Here is a 24,921-nt window from a genome sequence, read left to right on the forward strand (position 1 = left end):
ACCCGGTGCGGCGAGTTGGGGGAGTGTCCCCACATTAAGGGCGGGCATTGTAGCGCCGCGGCGAAGGGGAGTAAATATCAGTTGGGTATCTTTCAGCATGGCTAATTTGTTTGCCATTTTGAACCTGGGCAGTGCTCATACTGACAGCACTAATAACGCCTGGGGGGATAGGCTCTATGGAATTCCCCCGGGTTGCGGCGTAAACGCCTTACCCGGGCTACGGATTGCAGACGGCGGTGAACGTGTAGCCCGGCTAAGCGCAGCGCGAGCCGGGAAAAGGCTAACTACGCCAGCCGGCAGGCGTCCGCTTCCCAGCGGTAGCCAACCCCGTATACGGCGCGGATAAACGACTGTTCGGCGTCCAGCGCCTCCAGCTTGCGCCGCAGGTTCTTGATGTGGCTGTCGATGGTGCGGTCGGTCACTACCCGATAGTCGTCATACAGATGGTTGAGCAACTGTTCGCGGGAGAAGACCTTCCCTGGCTCCTGGGAGAGGGTTTTCAGCAGCCGGAACTCGGCGGGGGTGAGGTCCAGCAGCTTGTCGCGCCACGAGGCCTGAAAACGCCCCTCGTCGACAATCAGCGGGCTCTGGGCGTCCAGCGCCTGCAGGTCGCGCTGCGGCTTGCAGCGGCGGAGAATGGTTTTCACCCGGGCGACCACTTCCCGCGGGCTGTAGGGCTTGCAGATATAGTCGTCGGCGCCGATCTCCAGCCCCAGCAGGCGGTCGATCTCTTCGATTTTCGCCGTCACCATCACCACCGGAACGTCGGAGAAGCGGCGGATTTCCCGGCACAGCGTCAGGCCGTCGGTGCCGGGCAGCATCAGATCCAGCAGGATTAGATCCGGCGGGGTCTGCCGAACGTAGGGCAGGACCTTATCGCCATGGTTAATCAGCGTAGGCGCATAGCCGGCGGCCTGCAGATAATCAATCAGCAGCTGGCCGAGCTTGGGTTCATCTTCCACGATCAGAATGCGCGGGGTGTTTTCATCTACAGGCAATTCAGTCATACGTCTCTCGGTAAATCATGTTCCAGAGGTAACTCAACTTTAATGCTAACCCCGCCAAAAGGCGAATGGTCGGCGCGCAGGGCGCCGCCGTGGGCCGCTACGATATTGAGGCAAATCGCCAGCCCGAGGCCAGAGCCGCCGCTGGCGCGGTTGCGCGATCCTTCCGCCCGATAAAAGCGTTCGCACAGGCGGGCCAGCTGCTCATCGCTGACCCCGGGGGCGCTGTCGGCGAAGTCGATCACCAGCATCCGTCCGCTGCGGCGGGCGGTAATGTGCAGGCTGCCGCCGCTGTCGGTATAGCGCAGGCTGTTCTCCAGCAGATTGTTGAAGAGCTGCATCAGGCGGTCGCGGTCGCCGAAGATCATCGCCTGCTCCGGGAGCGACACCTGAATGCTCAGCTGCCGGCCGGCGAAGCGCTCGCGAAACGCGCCTGCGGCCACCTCCAGCAGGGTGATGATATCCAGCGAGGTTTTCTGGTAGGCCAGCGCGCCCTCATCGGACATCGACAGCTGGTGAAGGTCGTCCACCAGCTTGGTGAGGGTGGCGACCTCGGCCTGCAGGGAGGGAATGGACTCAGGAGTGAAGCGCCGGACCCCGTCCTGAATCGCCTCCAGTTCGCCGCGCAGCACCGCCAGCGGGGTACGCAGTTCATGGGAGATGTCGGCCATCAGATCGCGACGCATCTGCTGGTTGCGCTCCAGGGTGCTGGCGAGCTGGTTAAAATCCTGCGCCAGGCGGCCGAGCTCATCGCCGCCGGTCACCGTCACGCGGGTGGAAAAGTCGCCCGCCGCCAGCTTATGGGTGCCTTCCACCAGCCGCTTCACCGGCGCCAGCAGGCCGCGGGCCAGCGGGAAGGTGGCCAGCGCGGCAAGCAGGGTGGCAAGGGCAACGATCAGCCAGCTGGTGCGCTTCTGCTGCCGGTCGAAGTTAATGTCGGTATTGCGGGTTAGCCTTTCCACCGGCGAGGCGATCACTCTGCCTACCTCCACGCCGTTGACCATAATGCTGCGCTGGCTGCCGTCCTCTGGCACGCGCTCGCGGGGGCCCACCAGCACGCGGCCAGACTGATCGACCACCCAGAACATGGTGCGCCAGCCGTGGGGCGGCATTTCCGGCCTCGGGCGCGGGCCGTCAGGGGGGCCATCCGGCGGCGGCCCGTCCGGAGCGGCGTCCGGCGCGTCCATCGCCCCCGGCTTCATGGCGTGCCCCGGCGGCGAGCGGTCGTCATTATCCCGTTCGAAGGTGCGCAGCAGCTGGAAGATAAAGCGGTCGTTGTTGCGCAGAAACGCCCAGCTGCCGTGCTGGGCATACTGCTCGCTCAGCGCGTCGCTGAGCATGGTTAACCGCTGCTCATTGCCGCGCTTGATGTAATCGATAAACCCGCGTTCGAAACTGATGCGCACCGCCCAGTGCATGCTGATCAGCAGCACGATGCAGGTGGCGAAAATAGCGAGGAACAGCTTACCGGTAATGCCCGGGCGCCAAAATTTCACGATCCACTCCTGTTGCGTCGACGAATGACGGTATTACTGCCGACGTCATCCGGTACCCGGGAAAAGATGAGCGCTGGCAGGGCGATGATCGCCGCCATGCTCAGATAGGTATAGAGAAAGACCTGATGGGTGCCGGCGGCGTCGAGGCTCAGATGCTGCTGGCCGTACAGCCCCAGCAGCAGCCCGGCGATGGTCACGCCAATACTCATCGACAACTGCATCACCATCGACAGCAGACTGTTGCCGCTGCTGGCCAGATCGTCGGGGAGATCTTTCAGGGTCAGGGTATTCATCGAGGAGAAGCGGCTGGCGTTGATCATCCCCTGCAGAAACAGGATCAGCGGCAGCACATAATACCAGCCCGCCAGGGCGCTAAACATAAACAGCAGGCTGACCGCCGCCAGGCCCAGAGTGCTGGCGACCAGCACCCGACGATAGCCGAAGCGGTTGACCACCTGGACCACGATCCGCTTCATCCCCATGCTGCCGAGCACCATCGGGATCATCATCAGCCCGGCGTGGAAGGGGCTAAAGCCGAGGCCGATCTGCAGAAACACCGGGGTCATAAACGGCAGCATGCCGCTGCCGATGCGCCCGGCGAAGCTGCCGCCGAGGCCAAGGGAGAAGGTGCGGTTGCGAAACAGGTTAAGGCTGAACAGCGCCCGGGCGTTACCGCGGGCATGCCAAAGGTACAGCAGCAGGGCGGCGAGGCCGATGGCCACCAGTCCCGCCAGCCAGCGTGTCGATATGCCGAGCCCTTTCTGGCCGTCCAGGGCCAGGGTCAGGGTCGCCATCCCGGCCGCCAGCAGCACAAAGCCGGCGAGATCGAAGCGCCGGGTCTGCATGGTGTAGTTGGGCATCAGGCAGAGGGTGGCGATGGCCCCGACGATCCCCACCGGGATGTTAATAAGGAAGATCCAGTGCCAGGAGGCGTACTCCACCAGCACCCCGCCCAGCGCCGGGCCGAGCAGGGGGCCGACCTGCCCCGGCAGAGTAACGAAGGTCATCGCCGCCATGTACTGATCGCGCGGGACGATCTTCATCACCGTCAGGCGGCCGACCGGCACCATCATTGCGCCGCCGACCCCCTGCAGCACCCGGGCCATCACCAGCTGGTCGAGGGTGCTGGCCTGGGCGCAAAACAGCGATCCGGCGGTAAACAGCACGATGGCGGTAAAGAAAATATTGCGCACCCCGACCCGGTCGGCCAGCCAGCCGCTGGCCGGGAGCATCACCGCCACCGTCAGGACATAGGAGACGATGATCATATGCATATGCAGCGGACTCTCCCCGAGGCTTTTGGCCATCGAGGGGAGGGCGGTGTTGACGATGGTGGTGTCCAGCGACTGCATAAAGAAGCCGAACGCCACTATCCATAGCTGCCAGCGCACGCTGGCCGGGAGGTCTGTCATCTTATTCGCTTACCGGTTGAGTGGAATGACGCGAAAAACGCAGCCGCAAACGGTCAAAGAAAAGATAGACCACCGGCGTGGTGTAGAGCGTTAACAGCTGGCTCATCACCAGACCGCCGACGATGGTGATCCCCAGCGGCTGGCGCAGCTCGGAGCCGTCGCCGCCGGAGAGCACCAGCGGCAGGGCGCCGAACAGCGCGGCGAGGGTGGTCATCATAATCGGCCGGAAACGCAGCAGGCAGGCCTGGAAAATCGCCTCTTCCGGCGTCAGGTTGCCGGTGCGCTGCGCCTCAAGGGCAAAATCAACCATCATGATGGCGTTTTTCTTCACGATGCCAATTAATAACATGATCCCGATAAGGGCGATGAGGCTGAACGGGGCATCGAATATCTCCAGCGCCAGCAGCGCGCCCACCCCGGCGGAGGGCAGCGTCGAAAGGATGGTCAACGGATGCACATAGCTCTCGTAGAGCATCCCCAGCACGATATAGACCGTGGCGATGGCCGCGAGGATCAGGATCACCTGCGCGTTCATGGTCTGCTGGAACACCTGAGCGGTACCGGCAAAGGAGCCGCGTACGGTGGACGGCACCCCGAGCTGGGTCATCGCGCGGTTAATCGCCTCGCTGGCTTCTGACAGCGAGCGGCCGGTGGGCAGGTTAAAGGAGATAGTGGACGCCGCCGACAGCCCCTGGTGGTTCACCGACAGCGGGGCGTTGGCCGGCTGCCATTTGGCGAAGTAGGCCAGCGGGATCGGCTTGCCCTCGCTGTTGATGACAAACATCTTATCCAGGGCGCTGACGTCCTGGGTATAGGCCGGGTCGACCTGCATCACCACTTTATACTGGTTCAGCGGCTGGTAGATGGTGGAGATCTGCCGCTGGCCGAAGGCGTTGTTCAGCAGGTTGTTGGCGTCCTGAACGCTGATGCCAAGGCGCGACATGGTATCCCGGTCATAGACGAGGTCCATTTCGGCGCCATTGTCCTGCTGATCCGAGTTGACGTCCGCCAGCTCAGGCAGCGCCGCCAGCGCTTTGCGGATCTTCGGCTCCCATTCGCGCAGCGCCGACAGGTCATCGGACAACAGGGTGTACTGATAGCTGGCGTTCGACTGCCGGCCGCCGACGCGGATATCCTGCACCGCCATCAGGAACAGATTGGCCCCGGGCTCGTTGGCCAGCTTTTTGCGCAGCCGGTCGATCACCTGCTGCGCCGTCTCGTGGCGCTGGTCGCGCGGCTTGAGGGTGATAAACATCATCCCGCTGTTGACCCGCGAGCCGCCGGTAAACCCGGTGACGTTATCCACCGCCGGATCTTCGCGAATGATCTGCATAAAGTCCTGCAGCTTGCCGCGCATCGCCTGAAAGGAGATGCTCTGGTCGGCCTGAATGCCGCCCATCAGCACTCCGGTGTCCTGCTCCGGGAAGAAGGTTTTCGGGATCGAGATATAGAGCCAGAGGCTGAGGGCGATGGTGCCCAGCACCACCAGGCCGGTCAGGCGGCTGTGCTTCAGCACCCATTTTAACGACTTACCATAGCCGCCCTGCATGGCCACCAGCAGGCGGCCAAAGCCGCGGTTGCGCGTCGGCTGGTGGGGTTTGCCGCTTTTCAGCAGCCAGCCGCACATCATCGGCGTCAGGGTGAGGGAGACCGCCAGCGAGATGCCGATCGCCACCGACAGGGTGACGGCGAACTCGCGCAGCAGGCGGCCGGGCAGGCCGCCCATCAGCAGCAGCGGCAAAAACACCGCCACCAGCGACAGGCTCATCGACAGGACGGTAAAGCCGACCTCGCGGCTCCCCTGCAGCGCCGCCTGCAGCGGTTTCATCCCCGCCTCCAGATGGCGGGAGATATTCTCCAGCACCACGATGGCGTCATCCACCACGAAGCCGGTGGCAATGGTCAGCGCCATCAGCGACAGGTTGTTAAGGCTGAAGCCGCACAGGTACATGGCGGCGAAGGTACCGATTAAGGAAACCGGGACGGCGACGGCCGGGATCAGCGTCGCGCGCCCGGAGCGCAGGAAGAGGAAAACCACCAGGATCACCAGCGCCACCGAGATCACCAGCGTCTGCTCCACCTCCTCCAGCGAGGCGCGAATAGTCGGCGAGCGGTCCTGGGCGATCTGCAGATCGATGGCCGCCGGAATGGTCTGCTGCAGCTCCGGCAGGCGGGCGCGGATGCTGTCCACCGTCTGGATGATATTGGCTTCCGGCAGTTTGCGGATCATCAGCAGGATCGCCGGTTTGGCGTTGGTCATCCCGGCGTTGCGCACATCCTGCACCGAATCCGAGACGGTGGCGACATCCCCCAGCCGCACCGCGGCGCCGTTCTGGTAGTGGACGATCAGCGGCTGATAGTCGGCGGCGGTCTTCAGCTCATCGTTGGTCTGCACCTGCCAGCGGTGGGCGCTGTCCTCCAGCGCCCCCTGCGGTTTGCGCACGTTAGCGTCGCTGATGGCGGTGCGCACCGCGTCCAGCGACACGCCCTGGTTGAACAGCGCCTGCGGGTTGAGGTCGACGCGCACCGCCGGCAGGGAGCTGCCGCCGACGTCGACATCGCCGACGCCGTCGATCTGCGCGATGGTCTGCGCCAGCTGGGTGGAGGCGAAATCATACAGCTCACCCTGGGAGTAGGTATCCGAGGTCAGCGTCAGGATCATGATCGGCGCATCCGACGGGTTGGCTTTGCGGTAGGTCGGACGGCTCGGCATCCCGCTCGGCAGCAGGCTTTGCGCGGCGTTGATCGCCGCCTGGACGTCGCGCGCCGCGCCGTTGATATCGCGGTCGAAGTTAAACTCGAGAATGATGCGGGTGCTGCCGAGCGAGCTGGAGGAGGTCATCTCATTGACCCCGGCAATCCGCCCCAGGGAGCGCTCCAGCGGGGTGGCCACCGACGAGGCCATGGTCTCCGGCGAGGCCCCCGGCAGCGAGGCGCTGACCATGATCACCGGGAAATCCACCTGCGGCAGCGGGGCCACCGGCAGCAGCCGGAAGCCGAGAATGCCGCACAGGGTGATGGCCAGCGAGATGAGGATCGTCGCCACCGGGCGGTAAATGAAGAGGGCGAAAAACTTCACTTACGCCTCCTCTTCCTGACGCGGGAAGCGACGCTTCAGATGCAGCGACAGGCGGTCGAACAGCAGGTAGATCACCGGGGTGGTGAACAGGGTCAGCACCTGGCTGAGCATCAGACCGCCGACCATGCCGATCCCCAGCGGACGCCGCAGCTCGGCGCCGACGCCGGTGCTCAGCATCAGCGGCAGGGCGCCGAGCAGGGCGGCGAGGGTGGTCATCAGGATCGGGCGAAAACGCAGCAGACAGGCCTGATAGATCGCCTCCCGCGGCGGCATACCCTGCTCGCGCTCGGCGGCCAGCGCGAAGTCGATCATCATGATGGCGTTCTTCTTCACGATGCCGATCAGCAGAATAATGCCGATGATGGCGATCACGTCCAGCTCGCTGCCCGCCAGCCACAGCGCCAGCAGCGCCCCGACCCCGGCGGTGGGCAGGGTGGAGAGAATGGTGATCGGATGGATAAAGCTCTCATACAGCACCCCCAGCACGATATACATCGCCACTACCGCGGCTACGACCAGCCAGACGGTGCTGCCGAGCGCCGACTGGAAGGCCAGCGAGCTGCCCTGGAACTGGGTGCGGATATCGGTCGGGAAATCCAGCGACTGTTCGGCGGCGAGGATCGCCTCCACCGCTTCGCCGAGCGAATAGTTGTCCGGCACGTTAAACGAGATGGTGGTCACCGGGAACTGATCGAGGTGGTTCACCGACAGCGGGGTAAAGCGCTGCTCCACCGTGGCGATGGCGGTCAGCGGCACAATGCCGCCGTCGCTGCTGGTCAGGCGGATATTATCCAGCGCCGCCAGGCCCGGCGTCGCTTCGGTATCCTGCTCAAGCACCACGCGATACTGATTCGCCTGGGTGTAAATGGTGGAGATCAGCCGCTGGCCAAAGGCGTTGTACAGCGCGTTATCGACGTCCGCCATCGAGATGCCGAGGCGGCTGGCGCTGTCCCGGTCCACCTTGATGTAGGCGGCCAGGCCTTTGTCCTGCCAGTCGCTACTGACGTCGGCCAGCTGCGGCTGAGCCTGCAGGCGGCTGAGCAGCGGCGGCACCCAGGTGCTCAGCGCCTCGAGGGAGTTCGCCTGCAGAGTGAACTGGTACTGGGTGCGGCTCACCGTGGTGTCGATGGTCAGATCCTGGGTCGGCTGCAGATAGAGCGCCACGCCGGGGACGCCGGCCACCGCCTGCTGCAGACGGCTAATCACCGTCTGAACGCGGTCGTCGCGTTCATCCAGCGGCTTGAGGTTGATCTGCAGGCGGGCGCTGTTCAGCGCCGGGTTGGTGCCGTCGACGCCGACAAACGAGGTCAGGCTCTCCACCGCCGGATCCTTGAGGATAATGTCGGAAACCTGCTGCTGGCGCTGGGCCATGCTGGCGAAGGAGATCGACTGCGGCGCCTGGAGGGTACCCTGGATAATGCCGTTATCCTGGATCGGGAAGAAGCCTTTGGGAATAAAGATCCACAGGAGGATCGACAGCGCCAGGGTGCTCAGGGCGACGCCGAGCGTCAGCCACGGATGGTTCAGCACCCGGCTCAGCCAGCGGCCATAGACGGCGATCACCCGGTCGAAGAAGCGCTCGCTGGCCCGCGAGAAGCGGTTCTGCTTGCGCAGCGATTCGTGGCTTAACATGCGGGCGCACATCATCGGCGTCAGGGTCAGGGAGACCACCGCCGAGATAAGAATAGCGACGGCAAGGGTGACAGCGAATTCGCGGAACAGACGGCCTACGATATCGCCCATAAACAGCAGCGGGATCAGCACCGCGATCAGCGAGAAGGTGAGGGAGATAATGGTGAAACCAATTTCCCCTGCGCCTTTCAGCGCGGCGGCCAGCGGTTTCTCGCCTTTTTCGATATAGCGCGAGATGTTCTCGATCACCACGATGGCGTCATCCACCACAAAGCCGGTGGCGATGGTGAGGGCCATCAGCGTCAGGTTGTTGATGGAGAAATCAAGGAACACCATCACCGCGAAGGTGCCCACCAGCGACAGCGGCACCGCGACGCCGGGAATAATGGTCGCCGGGACGTTGCGCAGGAACAGATAGATGATCATCACCACCAGGGCGATGGCCAGCATCAGCTCAAACTGCGTGTCGCGCACCGAGGCGCGAATATTGGTGGTCCGGTCGGAAAGAACCTGCACCTTCACCGATTTTGGCAGGCTCTCGGTGAGCTGCGGCAGCATCTGGCGAATGCTGTCGGCGGTGTCGATAATGTTGGCCCCCGGCTGACGCTGGACGTTCATGACGATGGCCCGCTGCTGGTTGGCCCACGCCCCCAGCCAGCTGTTCTCAGCGCCTTGTTCGACGCTGGCGACGTCGCCAAGGCGGATCGGCGCCCCGTTCTGATAAGCGATAATCAGCCGGCGGTAATCCTCAGCGGACTGCATCTGATCGTTAGCGGAAAGCGTCACCGCGCGGGCCGGGCCGTCGAGGCTGCCTTTCGCCGAGTTGACGTTGGCGCTGGTGATGGCGGTGCGCACGGTTTCGCTGGTCAGGCCGAGGGCGGCGATGGCCTGGGCGTTCAGCTTGACCCGCACCGCCGGGCGTTGGCCGCCGGCGAGGGTCACCAGACCGACGCCGGAAACCTGAGAAATCTTCTGCGCCACCCGGGTCTCCACCATATCCTCCACCTGGGTCATCGGAATGGCCGAGGAGGTGACGGCGAGGGTCATGATCGGCGGATCCGCCGGGTTGACCTTGCTGTAGACCGGCGGGTTGGGCAGATCGCTCGGCAGCAGGTTGGTGGCGGCGTTAATGGCCGCCTGCACTTCCTGCTCGGCGACGTCCAGCGGCAGGGTCAGCTGGAACTGGAGCGTGACGACCGAGGCGCCGCCGGAGCTTTGGGAGGACATCTGCTTAAGGCCGGACATCTGGCCGAACTGGCGCTCCAGCGGGGCGGTGATGGCGGAGGTCACCACGTCCGGGCTGGCGCCCGGATAGAGGGTGACCACCTGGATGGTCGGGTAATCGACCTCCGGCAGGGCGGAGACCGGCAGAAAACGGTAGCCGATGATCCCGGCCAGCAGGATCGCCACCATCAGCAGCGTGGTGGCCACCGGACGCATAATAAATAGCCGGGACGGGCCGCCGGTGCGGCCTGGGGGTAACACCTGCATCAGGAACGCGCTCCGTGTTTACCGCTCTGGCGCGGGGCGGGCTGCGCCTGCTCGCCGCTGCTGGCGGTGACAACTTCCACTTTCGCCCCTTCGGTCAGGCGGTCAATACCGTCGGTGACCACGCGATCCCCGGCGGAAAGCCCGGCGCTGATCACCACTTTCTGGCTGTCCTGAATCCCCGGGGTGACGCTGTGTTTGCTGACCTTATTCTCATCGTTCAGCACCCATACAAAATGCCCTTCGTTGCCCATCTGCAGGGCGGCGGCAGGGATCACCACCGCGTTCTGCTGGGTATCCACCAGCAGGCGGGCGTTAACGAACTGGTTGGGGAACAGGGCGTCGTCCAGATTGCTAAAGCGCGCCTTCAGCTTGATGGTCCCGGTGGTCGCATCGATCTGGTTGTCGAGGCTCAGCAGCTCCCCGACGCTGATTTTCTGCTTATTGGTGCGGTCCCAGGCTTCGACGCTGAGCGCTTTGCCCGCTTTCTGCGCCTGCACCACCGTGGCGATGGTGCTTTCCGGCAGGGTAAAGACCACGTCGATCGGGTGCGTCTGGGTGAGAACCACAATCCCGGTGGTATCCCCGCTGGAAATCTGGTTGCCGATATCCACCTGCTTTAAGCCGACGCGGCCGTCAATCGGCGCGGTGATGCGCGTCCAGTCGAGCTGCAGCTGGGCGCTGGCGACGGCCGCTTCATCGGCCTTCACGGTGCCGGCGGATTCCACCACCAGCGACTGCTGGGTGTCGAGCTCCTGGCGGGAGACGAGGTTGGTTTTCACCAGCTGCTGGTAACGGGCCAGATCGCGGCGGGCGTTGGCCAGGGTGGCGTTATCTTTCGCCAGCTGACCCTGCGCCTGGGCAAGGGCCACCTTAAACTGGCTGGGGTCGATCTGCGCCAGCAGATCGCCGGCTTTGACCTGCTGCCCCTCCTGGAAGTGAAGGCTCAGCAGCTGGCCGTCGACCCGGCTGCGGACGGTGACGGTATTGGCCGCCGTCACGGTACCCAGCCCGGTAAGATAGCGCGGCACCGCTTGTTCGGTCGCGGTGGCGGCTTGCACCGGCGCCAGCGCGCCGCCAAAGCGACCATGGCGCGCGCCGCCTGGCCCCTGCGGACCCTGCCCGGCGGCGGGCGTCCCGCTGCCGCTCGTTCCACGATCGTGCCAGAACCAGTAGGCGGTCCCGGCGATAATCACTACCGCCAGCGCGGCGCCCCAACGACGTATGTTACTGCCTTTCATTAGTTTACGGTCTCATCCTGAAGCGTTTCGCTGAATGATACTAGTTTAGTGAGGGAAGGGGCCGTAAAAATGGAGGAATTATGAAAAGAAGGTTGAGAAATGTCTGGATAACGGCGGCGATGGCGGGCGGTCTCGCCGCCGATTTCCGGGGTGATATCAACTTTTAGTTTAAAAAAGTAAAAAATAGTTGTATCCGCAAGGGCTTTAATTAGATTTATGCGGTGAATAAATCAGTGCATTTCCATAATAATAAAATATGCACTTAAAAATCAACGTGTTGAATAATCAGGGGTCATTGCTGTGGCAAACGCAAACAAACTCACGCTCTTCATCGTCATTTTTATGCTGATGGGGATCCTCTCCGGCGCGGCTATCCATGCCTACGCGACGCCGACCACCATCTCCGCATGGGCAGACAACATCACGCTGCTGACCGATCTGTTTCTGCGCTTAATCAAAATGGTCATCGCGCCGTTGGTGTTCAGCACCCTGACGGTCGGTATTATGCGCCTCGGCGAGACGGCGACCATTGGCCGGGTGGGCGGTAAGGCGATGGTGTGGTTTATCACCTCGTCGGTATTGTCCATTCTCGTCGGGCTGGTGATCGTCACCTTCCAGCACCCGGGCGCCGGGCTAAACCTGACGGTGCCGAAAGAGGCGGTGGATACCGGCCTGGCGGTCAGCGGCATGACCCTGAAAGGGTTCCTGTCGCATACCATTCCCACCAGCATCACCGAGGCGATGGCCAACAACGAGATCCTGCAGATCGTGGTGTTCTCGATGTTCTTTGGCATCGCCGGCGCGTCGCTGGGGGAGAAGTTTAATGCGCCGCTGGTGGCGGCCCTTAACGTGGTGTCGCACATTATGCTGAAGGTGACGGGCTATGTGATGTACGTTGCGCCGCTGGCCATCTTCGCCGCCATCTCGTCGGTGATTGCCTCGCAGGGGCTGGGAATTTTGCTCAACTACGCGTCGTTCATTGGCGGTTATTACCTGGCGGTGCTGCTGACCAGCGCGGTGCTGATTGCCGTCGGCTATATGGTGCTCAAGAAAGAGGTCTTCCGCCTGCTGAACATGCTTAAAGATCCGGTGCTGGTGGCTTTTACCACCAGCAGCTCGGAAGCGGCCTATCCGAAGACCCTCGAGCGGCTGGTGAAGTTTGGCTGTTCGCGAAATATCGTCTCGTTCGTCCTGCCGATTGGTTACTCATTTAACCTCGTCGGCTCGATGGTTTACTGCTCCTTCGCCGCGATGTTTATCGCTCAGGCCTATAACGTGTCGCTGAGCTTCAGCGAGATGACGGTCATGATGCTGACCCTGATGCTGGCCTCAAAAGGCATCGCCGGGGTGCCGCGCTCGGCGCTGGTGGTGCTGGCGGCCACCATTCCCAGCTTCCATATTCCGGTTGCCGGGATCCTGCTGCTGATGGGCATCGACCACTTCCTCGATATGGGGCGCTCCGCCATCAACGTGCTGGGCAACGGCATCGCCACCGCCATGCTGTCGAAAAACGAAGGTCTGCTCACCGACGAGGAAGCGCAGCCGGACTGGGAAGCGGAGAAAGTGGAAGCCTGATCCTGCCGCGCCCTCGCGCAGAGGGCGCCATTCCACATGGAAAAAAAGACCCCTGACAGGCACGTCAGGGGCAATGTGACGAAGTATCAGTTTTCCTCGTAAATAGTCTTTTTTCTTATATAAAGGCGCGCGGTAACGTCTTTATACCGAGGAAGCGTCAGAGTTTAACGTTATGTCTGGCAGCGCTGGCGCTTTTTTAGCATTCAGCGGCTATTTTCAGATTTCCGACAATATAGCCAGGTGAAAATCTTATTTTCTTCTGCACGCTATTTGCCTACCAGCGCTCACGTAACAGATTCATAAACTGGAAAAAGTCGTGGTTATTATTCAGGCTGTATTTTTCCATTATCTTATTCTTATGATAAGCGGCGGTGCGGGGGCTGACGCGCTGCAGGGCGGCGATTTTACTCATATCGAGACCTTCGAGAATACCGTGCACCACGGCGGTCTGGGATCGCGACAGCACGCGATGGGGGCAGCTGGCGCAGCTGAGCTCCCGGCCCGCGTCGTCGGTGGCCGAAGGCGCCATACAATGCTGGAGCTCGCTTTTAATAATCGTCAGCAGTTGCGGAATACTGGCCGTCTTGAGCGAGACAAAAATGACCCCTTTCAGGCAGTTAATCATGAAATCCTCTTCCGGCAGCTGGTCGTAGCTGTGGAGGATAATCAGCGAACTGCCTTTTTTCCTGTTTTTAATCAGCGTATTGCACAGGTAGATTTCGCCGGGGATCACTTCGCAAATGATGATGTCTTCCCCTGACAGGTCATTATTCCGCCAGGAAAAGCGTGCCCGCTGATCGCCCCGGGTGAGGTCATTGACCATGGCGACCAGCGATTCACGGACAAAGGTGTTACGGGTATTGATGGTGACATTAATGTTTCTCATGGCGTTATTTCCTTACGCAAAAACATAACGCCATGCTGTGACACATCCTCCGGGCGTATGCGGTGTGTTGACTGTATTAAAGTGCCTACAATATGTTTTTATTATTCTACAGTGAATTATTTACGACGCATTGAACGCTTATCGTTGAAGGTAAATTTCTGCCGTCTCCTGTCTTTCAGATAGGAAATAAAACTGTATACAGAGATGCTAAAGAAAAAAATGCATAGCAATAAAACTAACCACGTTTGCATGGCCATTGTTTATACCTTGTTTGTGTTGCATGGTGTCAGAATTTGCCGCGAACGGCTAATACGTTTTGTTATATGCTTTTCTGTCCAATGAAAATCATACGACATCATCCTTATGTAGTAGCACTATAAGAAAGTTCTTAAGGTCATCGTCAGTCTCATTCCTCTCATTTCTCTCAGAAAATGAGAAAAATTAACACTTGCGAGTCATTCATATCCAGCACGGCCGCCGACATACCCCGTCTATCAGGAGATAAAGGCCAGCCCCTTACCAAAGATGGCGCGTACGGGCAGGTGGATCCCCTGCTGGCGAGCCTTGTGGCGCAGGCGGCTAACCACCACGTCGATGCGGTGCAGGTCAGGCTCGCTTTCATGGGCGAACAGGCAGGCATGGAGATCCAGCTTGCTGCACACTTCGTTGCGATTGCGCATTAAGAGTTCCACCAGGCGATATTCCTGCTGGGTTAACTCCAGCGTCCGGGCGTCGGGTGAGATCAGTTTATCTTCGTGCAGACGCCAGAGCCCGGTGGCGGGGGGAGAGACGGCGCTGGCCGTCTCCGGCGGCGGGGAGGCCGCCGGGCGATCCTGCCGCAGGCGGGCGCCGAGGGCGGTCAGGGTCTCCGCGAGGTGGGCGAAGTTAACCGGCTTGATCAGGTAAGCATCCGCCCCGAGGCTCAGCGCCTGCAGTTTATCCTGCTGCTGGCCGCGGGCGCTGACCACCACCAGACCGTAGTGGCCCAGCTCATGCAGGTAGCTCAGCACGCTGAAGCCATCCTCGCCGGGCAGACCGATATCAATCAGCACGATGTCCACCGGATGGCTGTGCAGTTGCCGCCAGAAGGCCTCAGCGCTCCGCGTCCCCCATACCTCGAAGCCGCGATAGCCCAACCAGGCCAGCAGTTCATCCAGCAGATCGGGGTTATCTTCAATTATCGCCAGCCGTAAAGCCATGCGTCGTTCTCCTCTTAAGCAACCGTGGGGAGGGTGAGAATAAAGGTGCAGCCGTCCGGGCCATGCTCGGCCAGCCACAGTTTGCCATCATGAGCCTGCACGATCTGACGCGCAACATACAGTCCGAGACCGGTGCCGCCCGGCACCGGCGACGTATGTTCCCCGCGGCGATAGCGCTCAAAGATCAGTTCCGCCTGTCCGGCGGGGAGCCCAGGACCGTAGTCGCGAATGCGCAGCTCTGTTTGCCCGGCATCGGCGTGAATATCGATGGTGATTTCGCCCGGGGGCGAATACTTGACCGCGTTATCCAGCAGGTTGGCGATGGCGATGCACAGCAGGCCGGCATCGGCCTGCAGCTGGGGGCTTTCCACCGCGCCGTGATGGTGGATGTTCAGGTAGTGATCATGGGAGATGGCCACCACCGAGGCGGCCATGTTGATCACCGCCAGCAGGGCGGTCTGCTGGCGGTCGACGTGCAGATCGTGGGAGGCGAGGCGGGCGTCGGCGAGGCAGTTATCGGTGAGCTGCACCAGACGGGTGGTGGCGCGGCCGATGCGATCGAAGCGCGCCTCCTGGCTGGCGGAGGCCGCCGAGAGGCGGAGATTCTCCAGCGCCGCCTGGATCACCGCCAGCGGGGTGCGGAATTCATGCGCCACCATGCCCATAAACTGCCGCTGGTGGAAGCTGGCCTCGCGCTCGATCTGCAGCTCGCGCGCCAGGCGCTGCTTCTGCTCCAGCTGACGGTTTTCAGCCCGCACCCGCAGGATGGCAATGATCAGCACCGTAATGATGTGGACGATCAGCGCATACTGCCAGAGGGAATAGATCGCCATATGAAACGGGATAATACCGTGGATCGACAGCTGCACCAGCACCGCGGCGGCGACATAGAACGGCGGCAGGAGCCCCAGCAGGAGGGTGTTGCGGTCGATAGCTTTTTTGCGCCACAGCCACCAGGAGGTGAACAGCAGCACCGGAGTGATAATGATAAAGATCACCCCTTCAATCTGCATGGCGAGGCCGTAAAACCCCAGCGGAATGCTGACCTGCAGCAGCAGGTTGAGCGCCACGGCGGCGATCAGCAGCCGGTAAAGCCGCGGCATATTTTTCTTCAAATCAAATATCTCGCTGTGCAGCCACAGGGCGGTGGCATAGCTGAACAGGGAGAGGCTGCTGATCATAAAGTCCTGGAAGGGCAGCGCGGCGCGGCCGAAGAACCACTCCGGGAAGCCGTGCAGGGCGGCCACCAGCGGATAATTGAGCGAGAAGAAGCAGATGCCCCACAGCAGACGCCGGCGCAGGGCCAGGGCCAGCCACAGCGCCACGCCGCTGGCGACCGCCGCCAGGCCAAAATAGAAGCTCCAGAAGGCGGTGTCGGCGGTGGCCCGCTGCAGATAGGCCTGCGGAGAAGAGAGGGAGGCCAGCAGGATCAGGGTGCTGGTGCTTTGCAGGCGAAAGACCATCTCATAGCCGGCGGCGGTGGGCGGCGGAGGGAGGATCAGCACGCTTTCCCGATAGTGGAGATCGCTCTCCCGGGCGATGTCACGGTCGCCAAAGGTCCGCGCGGTCCACGGCGCGTCGCTGCCCAGTGGCCGGTAATAGAGAGTCAGGTGGTCGACGAAAGAGGGACCAATCTGCAGCCAGCGCGACTCGCCGGCAAACCATTCCCCCGGCAGCTCGCTGCGCAGCCACAGGGTTTTGCGTGAATAGCCGAAGGAGGGGATTTGCCGGGTGGTGGCGAGCTGGTCCACGGGCAGGTCGGCAAAGCGATCGATGGTCATCTGGCCGCTGTCGTCCGCGTACCATTCGACGGGGATATCCGTTCCCAGTTGTCGGGGCGCCGACTGCGCCTGCGGGGCGATCAGCAGCAAGAGCAATCCGCAGCTGACCAGACAGCCAGCCAGGAACCGCGGCCGGCAACGCCGGACCGCTGCGAAGATCGCAGACACCCTTTTCAATCACGCCCCCTTGCGGCATGCAAAGATTACTGACCGCAGACGACTGGCTACGGTATGGATAATACGCCCCCGGAAGCGGAGGAAAGTGGACAGGCCTGTCCGGATGAACAGGCCATTTTGCGTGGGAGACCAGGAATATTCCAGCGTAATCTGCAGCGCCGCGATCAGGACAGACCTGCTGCGCGGCAGCGCCGGGCAAGGGCTAGCGGAAAACCACCTGCGCCCAGCGGGCCAGCCCGGCGGTTACTGAGCCAAAATCATCGCCACCGGCCAGCGGAATACCCGGGAGCTTGGCCGCCAGCGCCTTTTTGATCAGCGGTGAGCGGGCGCTACCGCCGGTCAGATAGATCACGTCCGGGGTGGTCTGGCTGCTGTCGAGGGCAAGCTGCACCTGTTCCATAATGCGGCTCAGCGGCTGATCCAGCGCCGCTTCCAGCCCCTGCCGGGCGATGGCGGTGGCCAGCTCGTCCTGAATAAACGGCAGCGCGGTCTCGACGCTGTCCGCGCTGGAGAGGGCGATTTTGCTCTCTTCGGCGCTGCGCACCAGGCGATAGCTCAGGCGCTGACGCCAGACCTTCAGCAGCAGGGCCACTTTATCGGCATCCCGGGCGCTGCGCAGCAGGTCATTCAGCAGCCGGCCGTTGGCGGTGCTGTAGAAGTCGCTCTGCGCCGGGACGTCGTTGATCGCCACCGCGTTCCACCACGGGAGGATCGGCAGCGCGGTGCCTTTCTCCGTTTCGCCGCCCATGCCGAGCAGGGGCATCAGGCATTTGAAGGCCAGGGCAATATCGAGGTCGTTACCGCCGATGCGGCAGCCGCTGTGGCCGAGCAGGCTCTGCTGGCGGTCGGCGCGCTCCCGCCACTGCGGGCCCATCAGCAGCAGGGAGCAGTCGGTGGTCCCGCCGCCGATATCGACGACCAGCACCCGCTTCTCTTCACTGAGGGTGGCTTCGAAATCCAGCCCGGCGGCCACCGGTTCAAACTGGAAGACCACATCGCGGAAACCGGCGCGAAGGGCGGCCCGCTCAAGGATCCCCTGCGCCTGGGCGTTGGCTTCGTCGCCGCCGAGGCCCTGGAAGTTGATCGGCCGGCCTATCACCGCCTGGTCGATCTGCTCGGGCAGCTGGCTTTCCGCCTGCAGCTTGATGTGCAACATCATGGCGCAGACCAGGTCTTCAAACAGGGCCACCTGCTGCGGCTTGAGGCCGCTGGCGCCGAGGAAGGACTTTGGCGATTTGACGAAGTAGACCTCTTCTGGATCTTCAACATACTGATGCAGGGAGGCGAGGCCGAACTGCACGCTGTTGCGCAGCACCTCAATGTCTTCGTCGCGGTTGGCGGCGATGGCCCGGCGCAGCAGCGCCTGGTTTTCGTCGCTGTGGGTCGGCACCTCGTGATGGCGATAGAGCCACTCGCTGACCGCTTCGCGCGTCGGCGCGCAGAGCATGGAGGGCAGCAGCGCGCTGCCGTTTTCCAGCGTCAACAGCTGGGGCTTGTTTTCCCGCATCACGGCCACCGAACAGTTGGCGGTGCCGTAGTCAAAACCAATAAACATCGTCTGCAAAATCCCCATGCCGGTGAAGAAGGGGGGCGACTTTAGCGGATCGCCGTCATGCCGACAACCGGAATTTAAAAGCAAGGCGCTGACGGTGAAGGGCGACTATCATTGAAACGCTATATAAAGGAGAGCTTATGGTGCTGTTACCCTGGACCCCGCCCTACGACTGGGGGTGGATGGTTGGTTTTCTGCAGGCGCGCGCAGTCGCCGGCGTCGAGCGTTTTCATGACGGAGGCTACAGCCGCAGCTTTCGCGTAGCAGGCCACGGCGGGCTGATTCATCTGGCGCCGGACGAGGAGGCGCAGGGCCTGCGGGTGACGCTCTCCACGGGGCTGCAGCCGGTGGCGGAGATCTGCTATGCGCGAATTGGCCAGCTGTTTGATCTGGCCTGCGACCCGCAGCAGGTCGCTCGCACGCTGGGCGATCTGGCGCAGGCGCGGCCGGGGCTGCGCCTGCCCGGGGCGCTGGACGCTTTCGAACAGGCGGTGCGTGCGGTGCTCGGCCAGCTGGTGAGCGTGGCGATGGCCGCCCGGCTCACCGCCAAAGTGGCGGCCGGCTGGGGCGAACCGCTGGCGGATGCCCCCGGCTATGTTTTATTCCCCACGCCGGAGGCGCTTTCCCGGGCCGATCCGCAGGCGCTGAAGGCGCTGGGGATGCCGCTTCGCCGCGCGGAGGCGCTGATCCACCTCGCCCGGGCGGCGCTCAGCGGCGAGCTGCCCCTGACCGCGCCGGCGGATATCGACGCCGGGCTGCGTCAATTGCAGACTTTGCCCGGGATTGGCCGCTGGACGGCCAGTTATTTTGCCCTGCGCGGCTGGCAGGCGAAGGATATCTTTTTGCCGGACGACTACCTGATTAAACAGCGCTTTCCGGGAATGACCCCGGCCGCCATCGCCCGCTATGCTCGCCGCTGGCAGCCGATGCGATCTTATGCGCTGTTGCATATCTGGTATACCGATGACTGGGCGCCGGCGGCGGAATAGCCGTCCGGGGCGCATACCACTGGTATCGGGGCGCTGAAATCCCTATAATTGCCGCGTTTGGCGGTCCGCCGCCACCCTCCATCTCTATCCAGGTTAATCAGGTCGCAAAAATTTATGACTGATATGTCCCATCAGTGCGTCATTGTAGGCATCGCCGGCGCATCGGCTTCTGGCAAAAGTCTTATTGCCAGTACTCTCTATCGCGAATTGCGTGAACAAGTTGGCGACGAACATATTGGCGTCATTCCGGAAGACAGCTATTACAAAGATCAAAGTCATCTGTCGATGGAAGAGCGCGTCAAAACTAACTATGACCACCCGAGCTCAATGGACCACAGTCTGTTGTTCCAGCACCTGCAGATGCTGAAAAGCGGCCAGCCGATTGAACTGCCGGTCTACAGCTACGTCGAGCATACCCGCACGCCGAACACCATTCACGTCGAGCCGAAGAAGGTGATTATTCTTGAAGGGATCCTGCTGCTGACCGATGCGCGCCTGCGTAACGAGCTCAACTTCTCTATTTTCGTCGACACCCCGCTCGATATTTGCCTGATGCGCCGCATTAAGCGCGACGTTAACGAGCGCGGCCGCTCCATGGACTCGGTGATGGCCCAGTATCAGAAGACCGTGCGTCCGATGTTCCTGCAGTTTATTGAGCCGTCGAAGCAGTATGCCGACATCATCGTGCCGCGCGGCGGCAAAAACCGCATCGCGATTGATATTCTGAAGGCCAAAATCAGTCAGTTCTTTGAATAACCTGGCCGAATTGTGTAACGTGCAAAGAGTAGCCCTGTTGCCCTCTCCGCCGCGAAGCGTGCGGGAAACAGCCTTATAAGGAGAAAGCCCATGCGTCTGTGTGACCGAGATATCGAAGCCTGGTTGGATGAAGGGCGACTGGCCATCAATCCGCGCCCGCCCGTTGAGCGTATTAATGGCGCGACGGTTGATGTACGGCTGGGTAATAAATTCCGCACCTTCCGCGGCCACACGGCGCCGTTTATCGATTTAAGCGGCCCGAAGGCCGAGGTGAGCGCCGCGCTGGACCGCGTGATGAGCGAAGAGATCGTTCTGCCGGAAGGGGAGGCCTTTTTCCTGCATCCGGGCGAACTGGCGCTGGCGGTGACCTATGAGTCGGTCACCCTGCCTGCCGACCTGGTGGGCTGGCTTGACGGGCGCTCCTCGCTGGCGCGCCTGGGGCTGATGGTGCATGTGACCGCGCACCGCATCGACCCGGGCTGGTCCGGCTGCATCGTGCTGGAATTCTACAACTCCGGCAAGCTGCCGCTGGCGCTGCGGCCGGGGATGCCCATCGGCGCGCTGAGCTTTGAACCATTATCGGGCCCGGCGGCCCGACCGTATAACCGCCGTGAAGACGCCAAATATCGCGACCAGCAGGGCGCGGTGGCGAGCCGAATCGACAAGGATTGATAACGTCAACGGGGTGTTGCTGAGGGTGCCATGAGACGAATACTGACAACGCTGATGATCCTGCTGGCGGTCATTGTCGCCGGGCTTACCTCGTTGGTATTGCTGGTCAATCCCAACGATTTTCGCGCCTATATGGTGCATGAGGTGGCAGAGCGCAGCGGTTATCAGCTTGAACTCGATGGCCCGCTGCGCTGGCACGTCTGGCCGCAGCTCAGCATTCTCAGCGGGCGCATGACGCTGACCGCCAGAGGCGCTGAAGAGCCGGTGATCCGCGCCGACAACATGCGCCTCGACGTGGCGCTGCTGCCGCTGCTTTCGCACCAGCTGCAGGTGAAGCAGGTGATGCTCAAGGGGGCGGTGATCCAGCTGACCCCGAAAACCGAGGCGGTTCGCGACAGCGCGGCGCCGGTGGTGCCGCATGACAACACCCTGCCGCTGGCCCCGGAGGACCGCGGATGGTCCTACGACGTGCGACAGCTGCAGGTGGCCGACAGCGTGCTCTTCTTCCAGCATGAAAACGGCGAGCAGGTGACCGTGCGCGATATCCGCCTGCAGATGGAGCAGGATGAGAACCACCGGGCCACCGTCGATTTCTCCGGCCGCGTCAACCGCGACCAGCGCGACCTGGCGCTGAACTTCTCCGCCATCGTGCAGGGCGGCGACTATCCGCATTCGTTAAAAGCCGACTTTAGCCAGCTCAGCTGGCAGCTGCGCGGCGCTGAGCTGCCCCCCGACGGCATCAATGGTCAGGGGAGCCTGCAGGCCAGCTGGCAGGAAGATAGCAAAACCCTGCGCTTTGATAATCTGAACCTGATGGCCAGCGGCAGCACCCTCACCGGCAACGGCAGCGTGGTGCTGGGAGAGCGCCCGGACTGGTCATTGGATCTGCACGCCACCACCTTGAATCTCGACAGTCTGCTGGCGTCCTCTTCGCCGGCGACCGACAGCAGCGCCAGCCAGCAGGGCCAGAGCCAGACGCGCCCGCTGCGTCCGGTGATCGCCGACAGCGATGAGCGCGAAGATTACCAGAGCCTGCGCGGCTTTACCGGCCGGATGGCCCTGAGCGCCGACCAGCTGCAGTGGCGCGGCCTGAACTTCACCCAGGTGCAGAGCGAGATCAGCAATAAGCAGGGGCTGCTGACGGTCAGCAAAATGCAGGGCAGCCTCGACGGCGGCCAGCTTTCCCTCCCCGGCACCCTTGATGCCCGCGGCGACACGCCGCAGGCGACGTTCCAGCCGGCGCTGCAGAACGTGGAGATCGGTTCGCTGATCAAAGCCTTCAACTATTCCTTAAGCCTGACCGGCAAGCTGTCGCTGACCGGCAAGTTTTCCGGAGCGCGCATTGACGCGGATGATTTCCGCCGTCGCTGGCAGGGCCAGGCGCAGATCCAGATGACGGATACCCGTACCGAAGGACTTAACTTCCAGCAGCTGGTGCAGCAGGCCGTGGAGCGCAGCACCAACGTCCGGTCGCAGGAAAACTATGACAACGCCACCCGACTGGATGCCGTGAGCAGCCAGCTGACGCTGGATAACGGGCTGGTGACGCTGAACCGCGTGCAGGGGCAGTCCGACGTGATGGCGATGACCGGCGAAGGACAGCTCGATCTGCAGAAAGAAAACTGCGATATGCGCTTTAACGTGCGCGTGCTCGGCGGCTGGAAAGGTGAGGGCAAGCTTATCGACCGCCTGAAGCAGACCGCCATCCCGCTGCGCATCTATGGCGACTGGCAGTCGCTGAGCTACAGCCTGCAGGTGGACCAGATCCTGCGTAAACAGCTGCAGGATGAAGCGAAGCAGCGCCTCAACGACTGGGTCGAACGTAATAAAGGCAGCAAAGAGAGCAAAGACGCTAAAAAGCTGCTCGATAAGCTGTAATCGTCCAGACCAGCAGCCCGGGACTTCCGGGCTGTGAGCATGTCGTCAAAGTGTGAAGTCACGTTGATGCCGGGCGGCGGCTACGCCTGACCCCCCCTGGGTTGTGCGGCGGGGGTAATCCCCCGGTTTGCGTCGCCATCCCGTAGGCCTGATAAGCGAAGCGCCATCAGGCAGTGTGGCGGCTGTAGAGCATCAATTCCCTGTGATGTGAGCATGTCGTCAAAGTATGATGTCACGTGGATGCCGGGCGGCGGCTACGCCTGACCCCGCCTAGGTTGTGCGGCAGGGGTAATTCCCCTGTTTGCGTCGCTATCCTGTAGGCCTGATAAGCGAAGCGCCATCAGGCATGGGTTTGATTAGCCTTCTCACCGCCCGGGATACCCCGGGCCGTTTTATGCCTGACGATTACACCTCATAATCCAGCTCATCCTGCTTTGCCGGCGGAACGATCTGCACCTTCTGCACCCGATGGCTGTCGACCTGCAGCGTGCGCAGGGTATAACCGTCAATCTTAATGGTTTCTCCCACCTGCGGCACATGCTGCAGATACTCCATCAGCAGACCGGCAACAGTGTGGTACTCACGTTTATCATCCAGCGGTAGCGGAACATACTGCACCAGGTCCTCCAGCGGCATATGGCCGTTGACCGTCCACGAACCGTCCGGATGGTGCTGAATATCGTGCCGGGCGTCGATCTCCTCCACCTCGTTGGGCAGATTGCCGGCAATGGTCTCCATCACGTCGCTGAGGGTCACAATCCCCTCGACGGAGCCAAACTCATCCACCACAAAGGCAAAATGGGTGCGGGCCTGACGAAACTGCTCAAGGGCGGAGAGGAGCGGTAACCCCTCCGGAAAGACCAGCGGCTGGCGCACCAGCGCCTGCAGATCCAGCGGCTCCTGGCGCAGGGACTGCTGGAGCAGGTCGATAACATGCACCACCCCCAGCAGGTCTTCATTATCCTTTCCGCCGGTGACCACCAGGCGGGTGTGCTGATTTTTTTCCACCAGGCTGCGGATCTCTTCCTCCGGTGCGCTAAGGTCGATGCGCTCGATATCATGGCGGGAGGTCATAATACTGCTGACGCTGCGCTGATTCAGGTTCAGCACCCGCTCAATCATCAGCCGTTCCTGCGGATTAAACAGCGGATGATGATCCTGATCGGCGACCAGCGACGCCGTGTCAGCATCCAGTTCAGCTTTTTCTTTCTGCCCGCTCAAAAGATTCATTACCGCCTCGGTAGTGCGCTGACGCAGCGTCATATTGGCGGAGAGAAAGCGACGGCGGTTAAACAGCGCCAGCTGGTTAAGGGCTTCAATCATCACCGAGAAGCCAATTGCCGCATATAAATAGCCTTTCGGAATAATAAAGCTGAAGCCTTCAGCAATCAGGCTGAAGCCGATCATTAGCAGGAAGCTCAGACAGAGGATCACGATGGTCGGGTGGCTGTTAACGAAGCGCGTCAGCGCCTTGCTGGCCATCAGCATCAGGCTGATAGCGATGATCACGGCGGCCATCATCACCGCCAGGTGATCGACCATGCCGACCGCGGTGATCACCGAGTCGAGCGAGAAGATGGCGTCAAGCACCACGATCTGCGCCACCACGGCCCAGAATTTGGCCCCTCTGCGCTGGGTGGGGTTATCGCTGTCTTTTCCCTCCAGCCGCTCATTAAGCTCAACGGTTGCTTTAAACAGCAGGAACAAGCCGCCGAACAGCATAATTAAATCGCGGGCGCTGAAGCTGAAGTCGTGAAAAACAATCAGCGGTTTGGTCAGGGTGACGAGCCAGGAGATAGAGGCCAGCAGCAGGAGACGCATCACCATCGCCAGCATCAGGCCAGTGATCCGCGCGCGGTCGCGCTGGGAGGGCGGGAGCTTCTCAGCGAGGATAGCGATAAAGACCAGGTTATCGATACCTAACACCAGTTCGATAACGACCAGCGTGACGAGACCTGCCCAGATTGACGGATCGGCAATCCATTCCATATGTATTAAAACCTGTACGACTGCGGTATGTGTTACCCCGATCATGGATAAGATGGGTATAAAATGCAATAACGACGCGGATAACGCCCTGCCATGGGTGGATATATTTCCAGCA

Annotated in this window: 17 protein-coding genes; 5 read left to right on the forward strand and 12 right to left on the reverse strand. The window is 61.7% G+C overall.

All coding sequences use genetic code 11. The features are described 5' to 3' along the window. Window positions 1–284: 284 nt before the first annotated feature. Genes baeR through LGM20_RS08210 form a run of 6 tightly spaced genes read right to left on the reverse strand, consistent with a single transcriptional unit; the run spans window position 285 to window position 11,352 of the window. Window positions 285–1,007 carry an envelope stress response regulator BaeR gene (baeR, locus tag LGM20_RS08185; protein WP_023290397.1) on the reverse strand — a complete coding sequence of 241 codons (723 nt, stop codon included), beginning with the start codon at window positions 1,005–1,007 and terminating at the stop codon, window positions 285–287. Then, complete coding sequence (gene baeS / locus LGM20_RS08190) at window positions 1,004–2,500, reverse strand: envelope stress sensor histidine kinase BaeS (RefSeq protein WP_044524172.1); 1,497 nt, start codon at window positions 2,498–2,500, stop codon at window positions 1,004–1,006. The genes baeR and baeS overlap by 4 nt, the downstream gene beginning before the upstream one ends. Then, the gene (mdtD, locus tag LGM20_RS08195; RefSeq protein ID WP_023290395.1) at window positions 2,497–3,912 is read right to left on the reverse strand and encodes an MFS transporter; all 1,416 of its coding nucleotides are present in this window, start codon (window positions 3,910–3,912) and stop codon (window positions 2,497–2,499) included. The genes baeS and mdtD overlap by 4 nt, the downstream gene beginning before the upstream one ends. A 1-nt stretch (window position 3,913) precedes the next feature. Then, a complete protein-coding gene (mdtC, locus tag LGM20_RS08200) occupies window positions 3,914–6,991 on the reverse strand; it encodes a multidrug efflux RND transporter permease subunit MdtC (protein WP_044524169.1) in 3,078 nt (1,025 codons plus the stop codon). Next, window positions 6,992–10,114 carry an MdtB/MuxB family multidrug efflux RND transporter permease subunit gene (locus tag LGM20_RS08205; protein ID WP_044524167.1) on the reverse strand — a complete coding sequence of 1,041 codons (3,123 nt, stop codon included), beginning with the start codon at window positions 10,112–10,114 and terminating at the stop codon, window positions 6,992–6,994. Further along, window positions 10,114–11,352: an MdtA/MuxA family multidrug efflux RND transporter periplasmic adaptor subunit gene (locus tag LGM20_RS08210; RefSeq protein ID WP_023290392.1), complete on the reverse strand. Its 1,239-nt coding sequence runs from the start codon at window positions 11,350–11,352 to the stop codon at window positions 10,114–10,116. The genes LGM20_RS08205 and LGM20_RS08210 overlap by 1 nt, the downstream gene beginning before the upstream one ends. A gap of 342 nt (window positions 11,353–11,694) precedes the next feature. Here LGM20_RS08210 and LGM20_RS08215 point away from each other — a divergent pair, with 342 nt between their 5' ends. Next, window positions 11,695–12,927, forward strand: coding sequence for a dicarboxylate/amino acid:cation symporter (locus tag LGM20_RS08215; protein WP_194244631.1), 1,233 nt, complete (start codon window positions 11,695–11,697; stop codon window positions 12,925–12,927). A gap of 274 nt (window positions 12,928–13,201) precedes the next feature. Here the strand turns inward: LGM20_RS08215 and LGM20_RS08220 are convergent, their stop codons facing one another. From LGM20_RS08220 to yegD, 5 genes are all read right to left on the reverse strand, one after another. Then, the gene (locus LGM20_RS08220; protein WP_023290390.1) at window positions 13,202–13,813 is read right to left on the reverse strand and encodes a helix-turn-helix transcriptional regulator; all 612 of its coding nucleotides are present in this window, start codon (window positions 13,811–13,813) and stop codon (window positions 13,202–13,204) included. A 116-nt stretch (window positions 13,814–13,929) separates the two neighbouring features. After that, window positions 13,930–14,070: a small membrane protein gene (locus LGM20_RS08225; protein WP_004146563.1), complete on the reverse strand. Its 141-nt coding sequence runs from the start codon at window positions 14,068–14,070 to the stop codon at window positions 13,930–13,932. 237 nt (window positions 14,071–14,307) lie between these two features. Continuing rightward, entirely contained in the window at window positions 14,308–15,012 is a 705-nt protein-coding gene (locus LGM20_RS08230; RefSeq protein ID WP_044524164.1) for a response regulator transcription factor, read from the reverse strand. Between the two features lie 14 nt (window positions 15,013–15,026). Beyond that, window positions 15,027–16,883: a sensor histidine kinase gene (locus LGM20_RS08235; RefSeq protein WP_044524161.1), complete on the reverse strand. Its 1,857-nt coding sequence runs from the start codon at window positions 16,881–16,883 to the stop codon at window positions 15,027–15,029. A gap of 289 nt (window positions 16,884–17,172) precedes the next feature. Further along, on the reverse strand, window positions 17,173–18,525 hold the full coding sequence (yegD, locus tag LGM20_RS08240) for a molecular chaperone (protein WP_023290387.1): 1,353 nt from the start codon (window positions 18,523–18,525) through the stop codon (window positions 17,173–17,175). Between the two features lie 137 nt (window positions 18,526–18,662). Here yegD and alkA point away from each other — a divergent pair, with 137 nt between their 5' ends. The 4 genes from alkA (at window position 18,663) to asmA (ending at window position 22,817) form a co-directional block, all read left to right on the forward strand. Then, window positions 18,663–19,511 (forward strand): DNA-3-methyladenine glycosylase 2, encoded by an 849-nt coding sequence (gene alkA / locus LGM20_RS08245; RefSeq protein ID WP_044524160.1) that lies wholly within the window; start codon window positions 18,663–18,665, stop codon window positions 19,509–19,511. A 114-nt stretch (window positions 19,512–19,625) separates the two neighbouring features. Next, window positions 19,626–20,267 carry a uridine kinase gene (gene udk, locus LGM20_RS08250; RefSeq protein WP_002912442.1) on the forward strand — a complete coding sequence of 214 codons (642 nt, stop codon included), beginning with the start codon at window positions 19,626–19,628 and terminating at the stop codon, window positions 20,265–20,267. Between the two features lie 90 nt (window positions 20,268–20,357). Then, window positions 20,358–20,939 carry a dCTP deaminase gene (dcd, locus tag LGM20_RS08255; protein ID WP_004151145.1) on the forward strand — a complete coding sequence of 194 codons (582 nt, stop codon included), beginning with the start codon at window positions 20,358–20,360 and terminating at the stop codon, window positions 20,937–20,939. A gap of 30 nt (window positions 20,940–20,969) precedes the next feature. Then, complete coding sequence (gene asmA, locus LGM20_RS08260) at window positions 20,970–22,817, forward strand: outer membrane assembly protein AsmA (protein ID WP_044524157.1); 1,848 nt, start codon at window positions 20,970–20,972, stop codon at window positions 22,815–22,817. 405 nt (window positions 22,818–23,222) lie between these two features. Here asmA and LGM20_RS08265 read toward each other — a convergent pair whose 3' ends face one another. Continuing rightward, a complete protein-coding gene (locus LGM20_RS08265; RefSeq protein WP_044524155.1) occupies window positions 23,223–24,806 on the reverse strand; it encodes a TerC family protein in 1,584 nt (527 codons plus the stop codon). Window positions 24,807–24,921: the final 115 nt, after the last annotated feature.

It is taken from the genome of Klebsiella quasipneumoniae subsp. quasipneumoniae, from assembly GCF_020525925.1.
GTDB classification, from domain to species: domain Bacteria; phylum Pseudomonadota; class Gammaproteobacteria; order Enterobacterales; family Enterobacteriaceae; genus Klebsiella; species Klebsiella quasipneumoniae.

What these genes read in the sequence shown, in the direction of transcription:
- baeR (WP_023290397.1), bottom strand. Translation starts at nt 1,007, where the DNA reads ATGACTGAATTGCCTGTAGATGAAAACACCCCGCGCATTCTGATCGTG.
- mdtD (WP_023290395.1), bottom strand. Translation starts at nt 3,912, where the DNA reads ATGACAGACCTCCCGGCCAGCGTGCGCTGGCAGCTATGGATAGTGGCG.
- LGM20_RS08205 (WP_044524167.1), bottom strand. Translation starts at nt 10,114, where the DNA reads ATGCAGGTGTTACCCCCAGGCCGCACCGGCGGCCCGTCCCGGCTATTT.
- LGM20_RS08210 (WP_023290392.1), bottom strand. Translation starts at nt 11,352, where the DNA reads ATGAAAGGCAGTAACATACGTCGTTGGGGCGCCGCGCTGGCGGTAGTG.
- LGM20_RS08215 (WP_194244631.1), top strand. Translation starts at nt 11,695, where the DNA reads ATGCTGATGGGGATCCTCTCCGGCGCGGCTATCCATGCCTACGCGACG.
- LGM20_RS08220 (WP_023290390.1), bottom strand. Translation starts at nt 13,813, where the DNA reads ATGAGAAACATTAATGTCACCATCAATACCCGTAACACCTTTGTCCGT.
- LGM20_RS08225 (WP_004146563.1), bottom strand. Translation starts at nt 14,070, where the DNA reads ATGGCCATGCAAACGTGGTTAGTTTTATTGCTATGCATTTTTTTCTTT.
- LGM20_RS08230 (WP_044524164.1), bottom strand. Translation starts at nt 15,012, where the DNA reads ATGGCTTTACGGCTGGCGATAATTGAAGATAACCCCGATCTGCTGGAT.
- yegD (WP_023290387.1), bottom strand. Translation starts at nt 18,525, where the DNA reads ATGTTTATTGGTTTTGACTACGGCACCGCCAACTGTTCGGTGGCCGTG.
- alkA (WP_044524160.1), top strand. Translation starts at nt 18,663, where the DNA reads ATGGTGCTGTTACCCTGGACCCCGCCCTACGACTGGGGGTGGATGGTT.
- udk (WP_002912442.1), top strand. Translation starts at nt 19,626, where the DNA reads ATGACTGATATGTCCCATCAGTGCGTCATTGTAGGCATCGCCGGCGCA.
- dcd (WP_004151145.1), top strand. Translation starts at nt 20,358, where the DNA reads ATGCGTCTGTGTGACCGAGATATCGAAGCCTGGTTGGATGAAGGGCGA.
- asmA (WP_044524157.1), top strand. Translation starts at nt 20,970, where the DNA reads ATGAGACGAATACTGACAACGCTGATGATCCTGCTGGCGGTCATTGTC.
- LGM20_RS08265 (WP_044524155.1), bottom strand. Translation starts at nt 24,806, where the DNA reads ATGGAATGGATTGCCGATCCGTCAATCTGGGCAGGTCTCGTCACGCTG.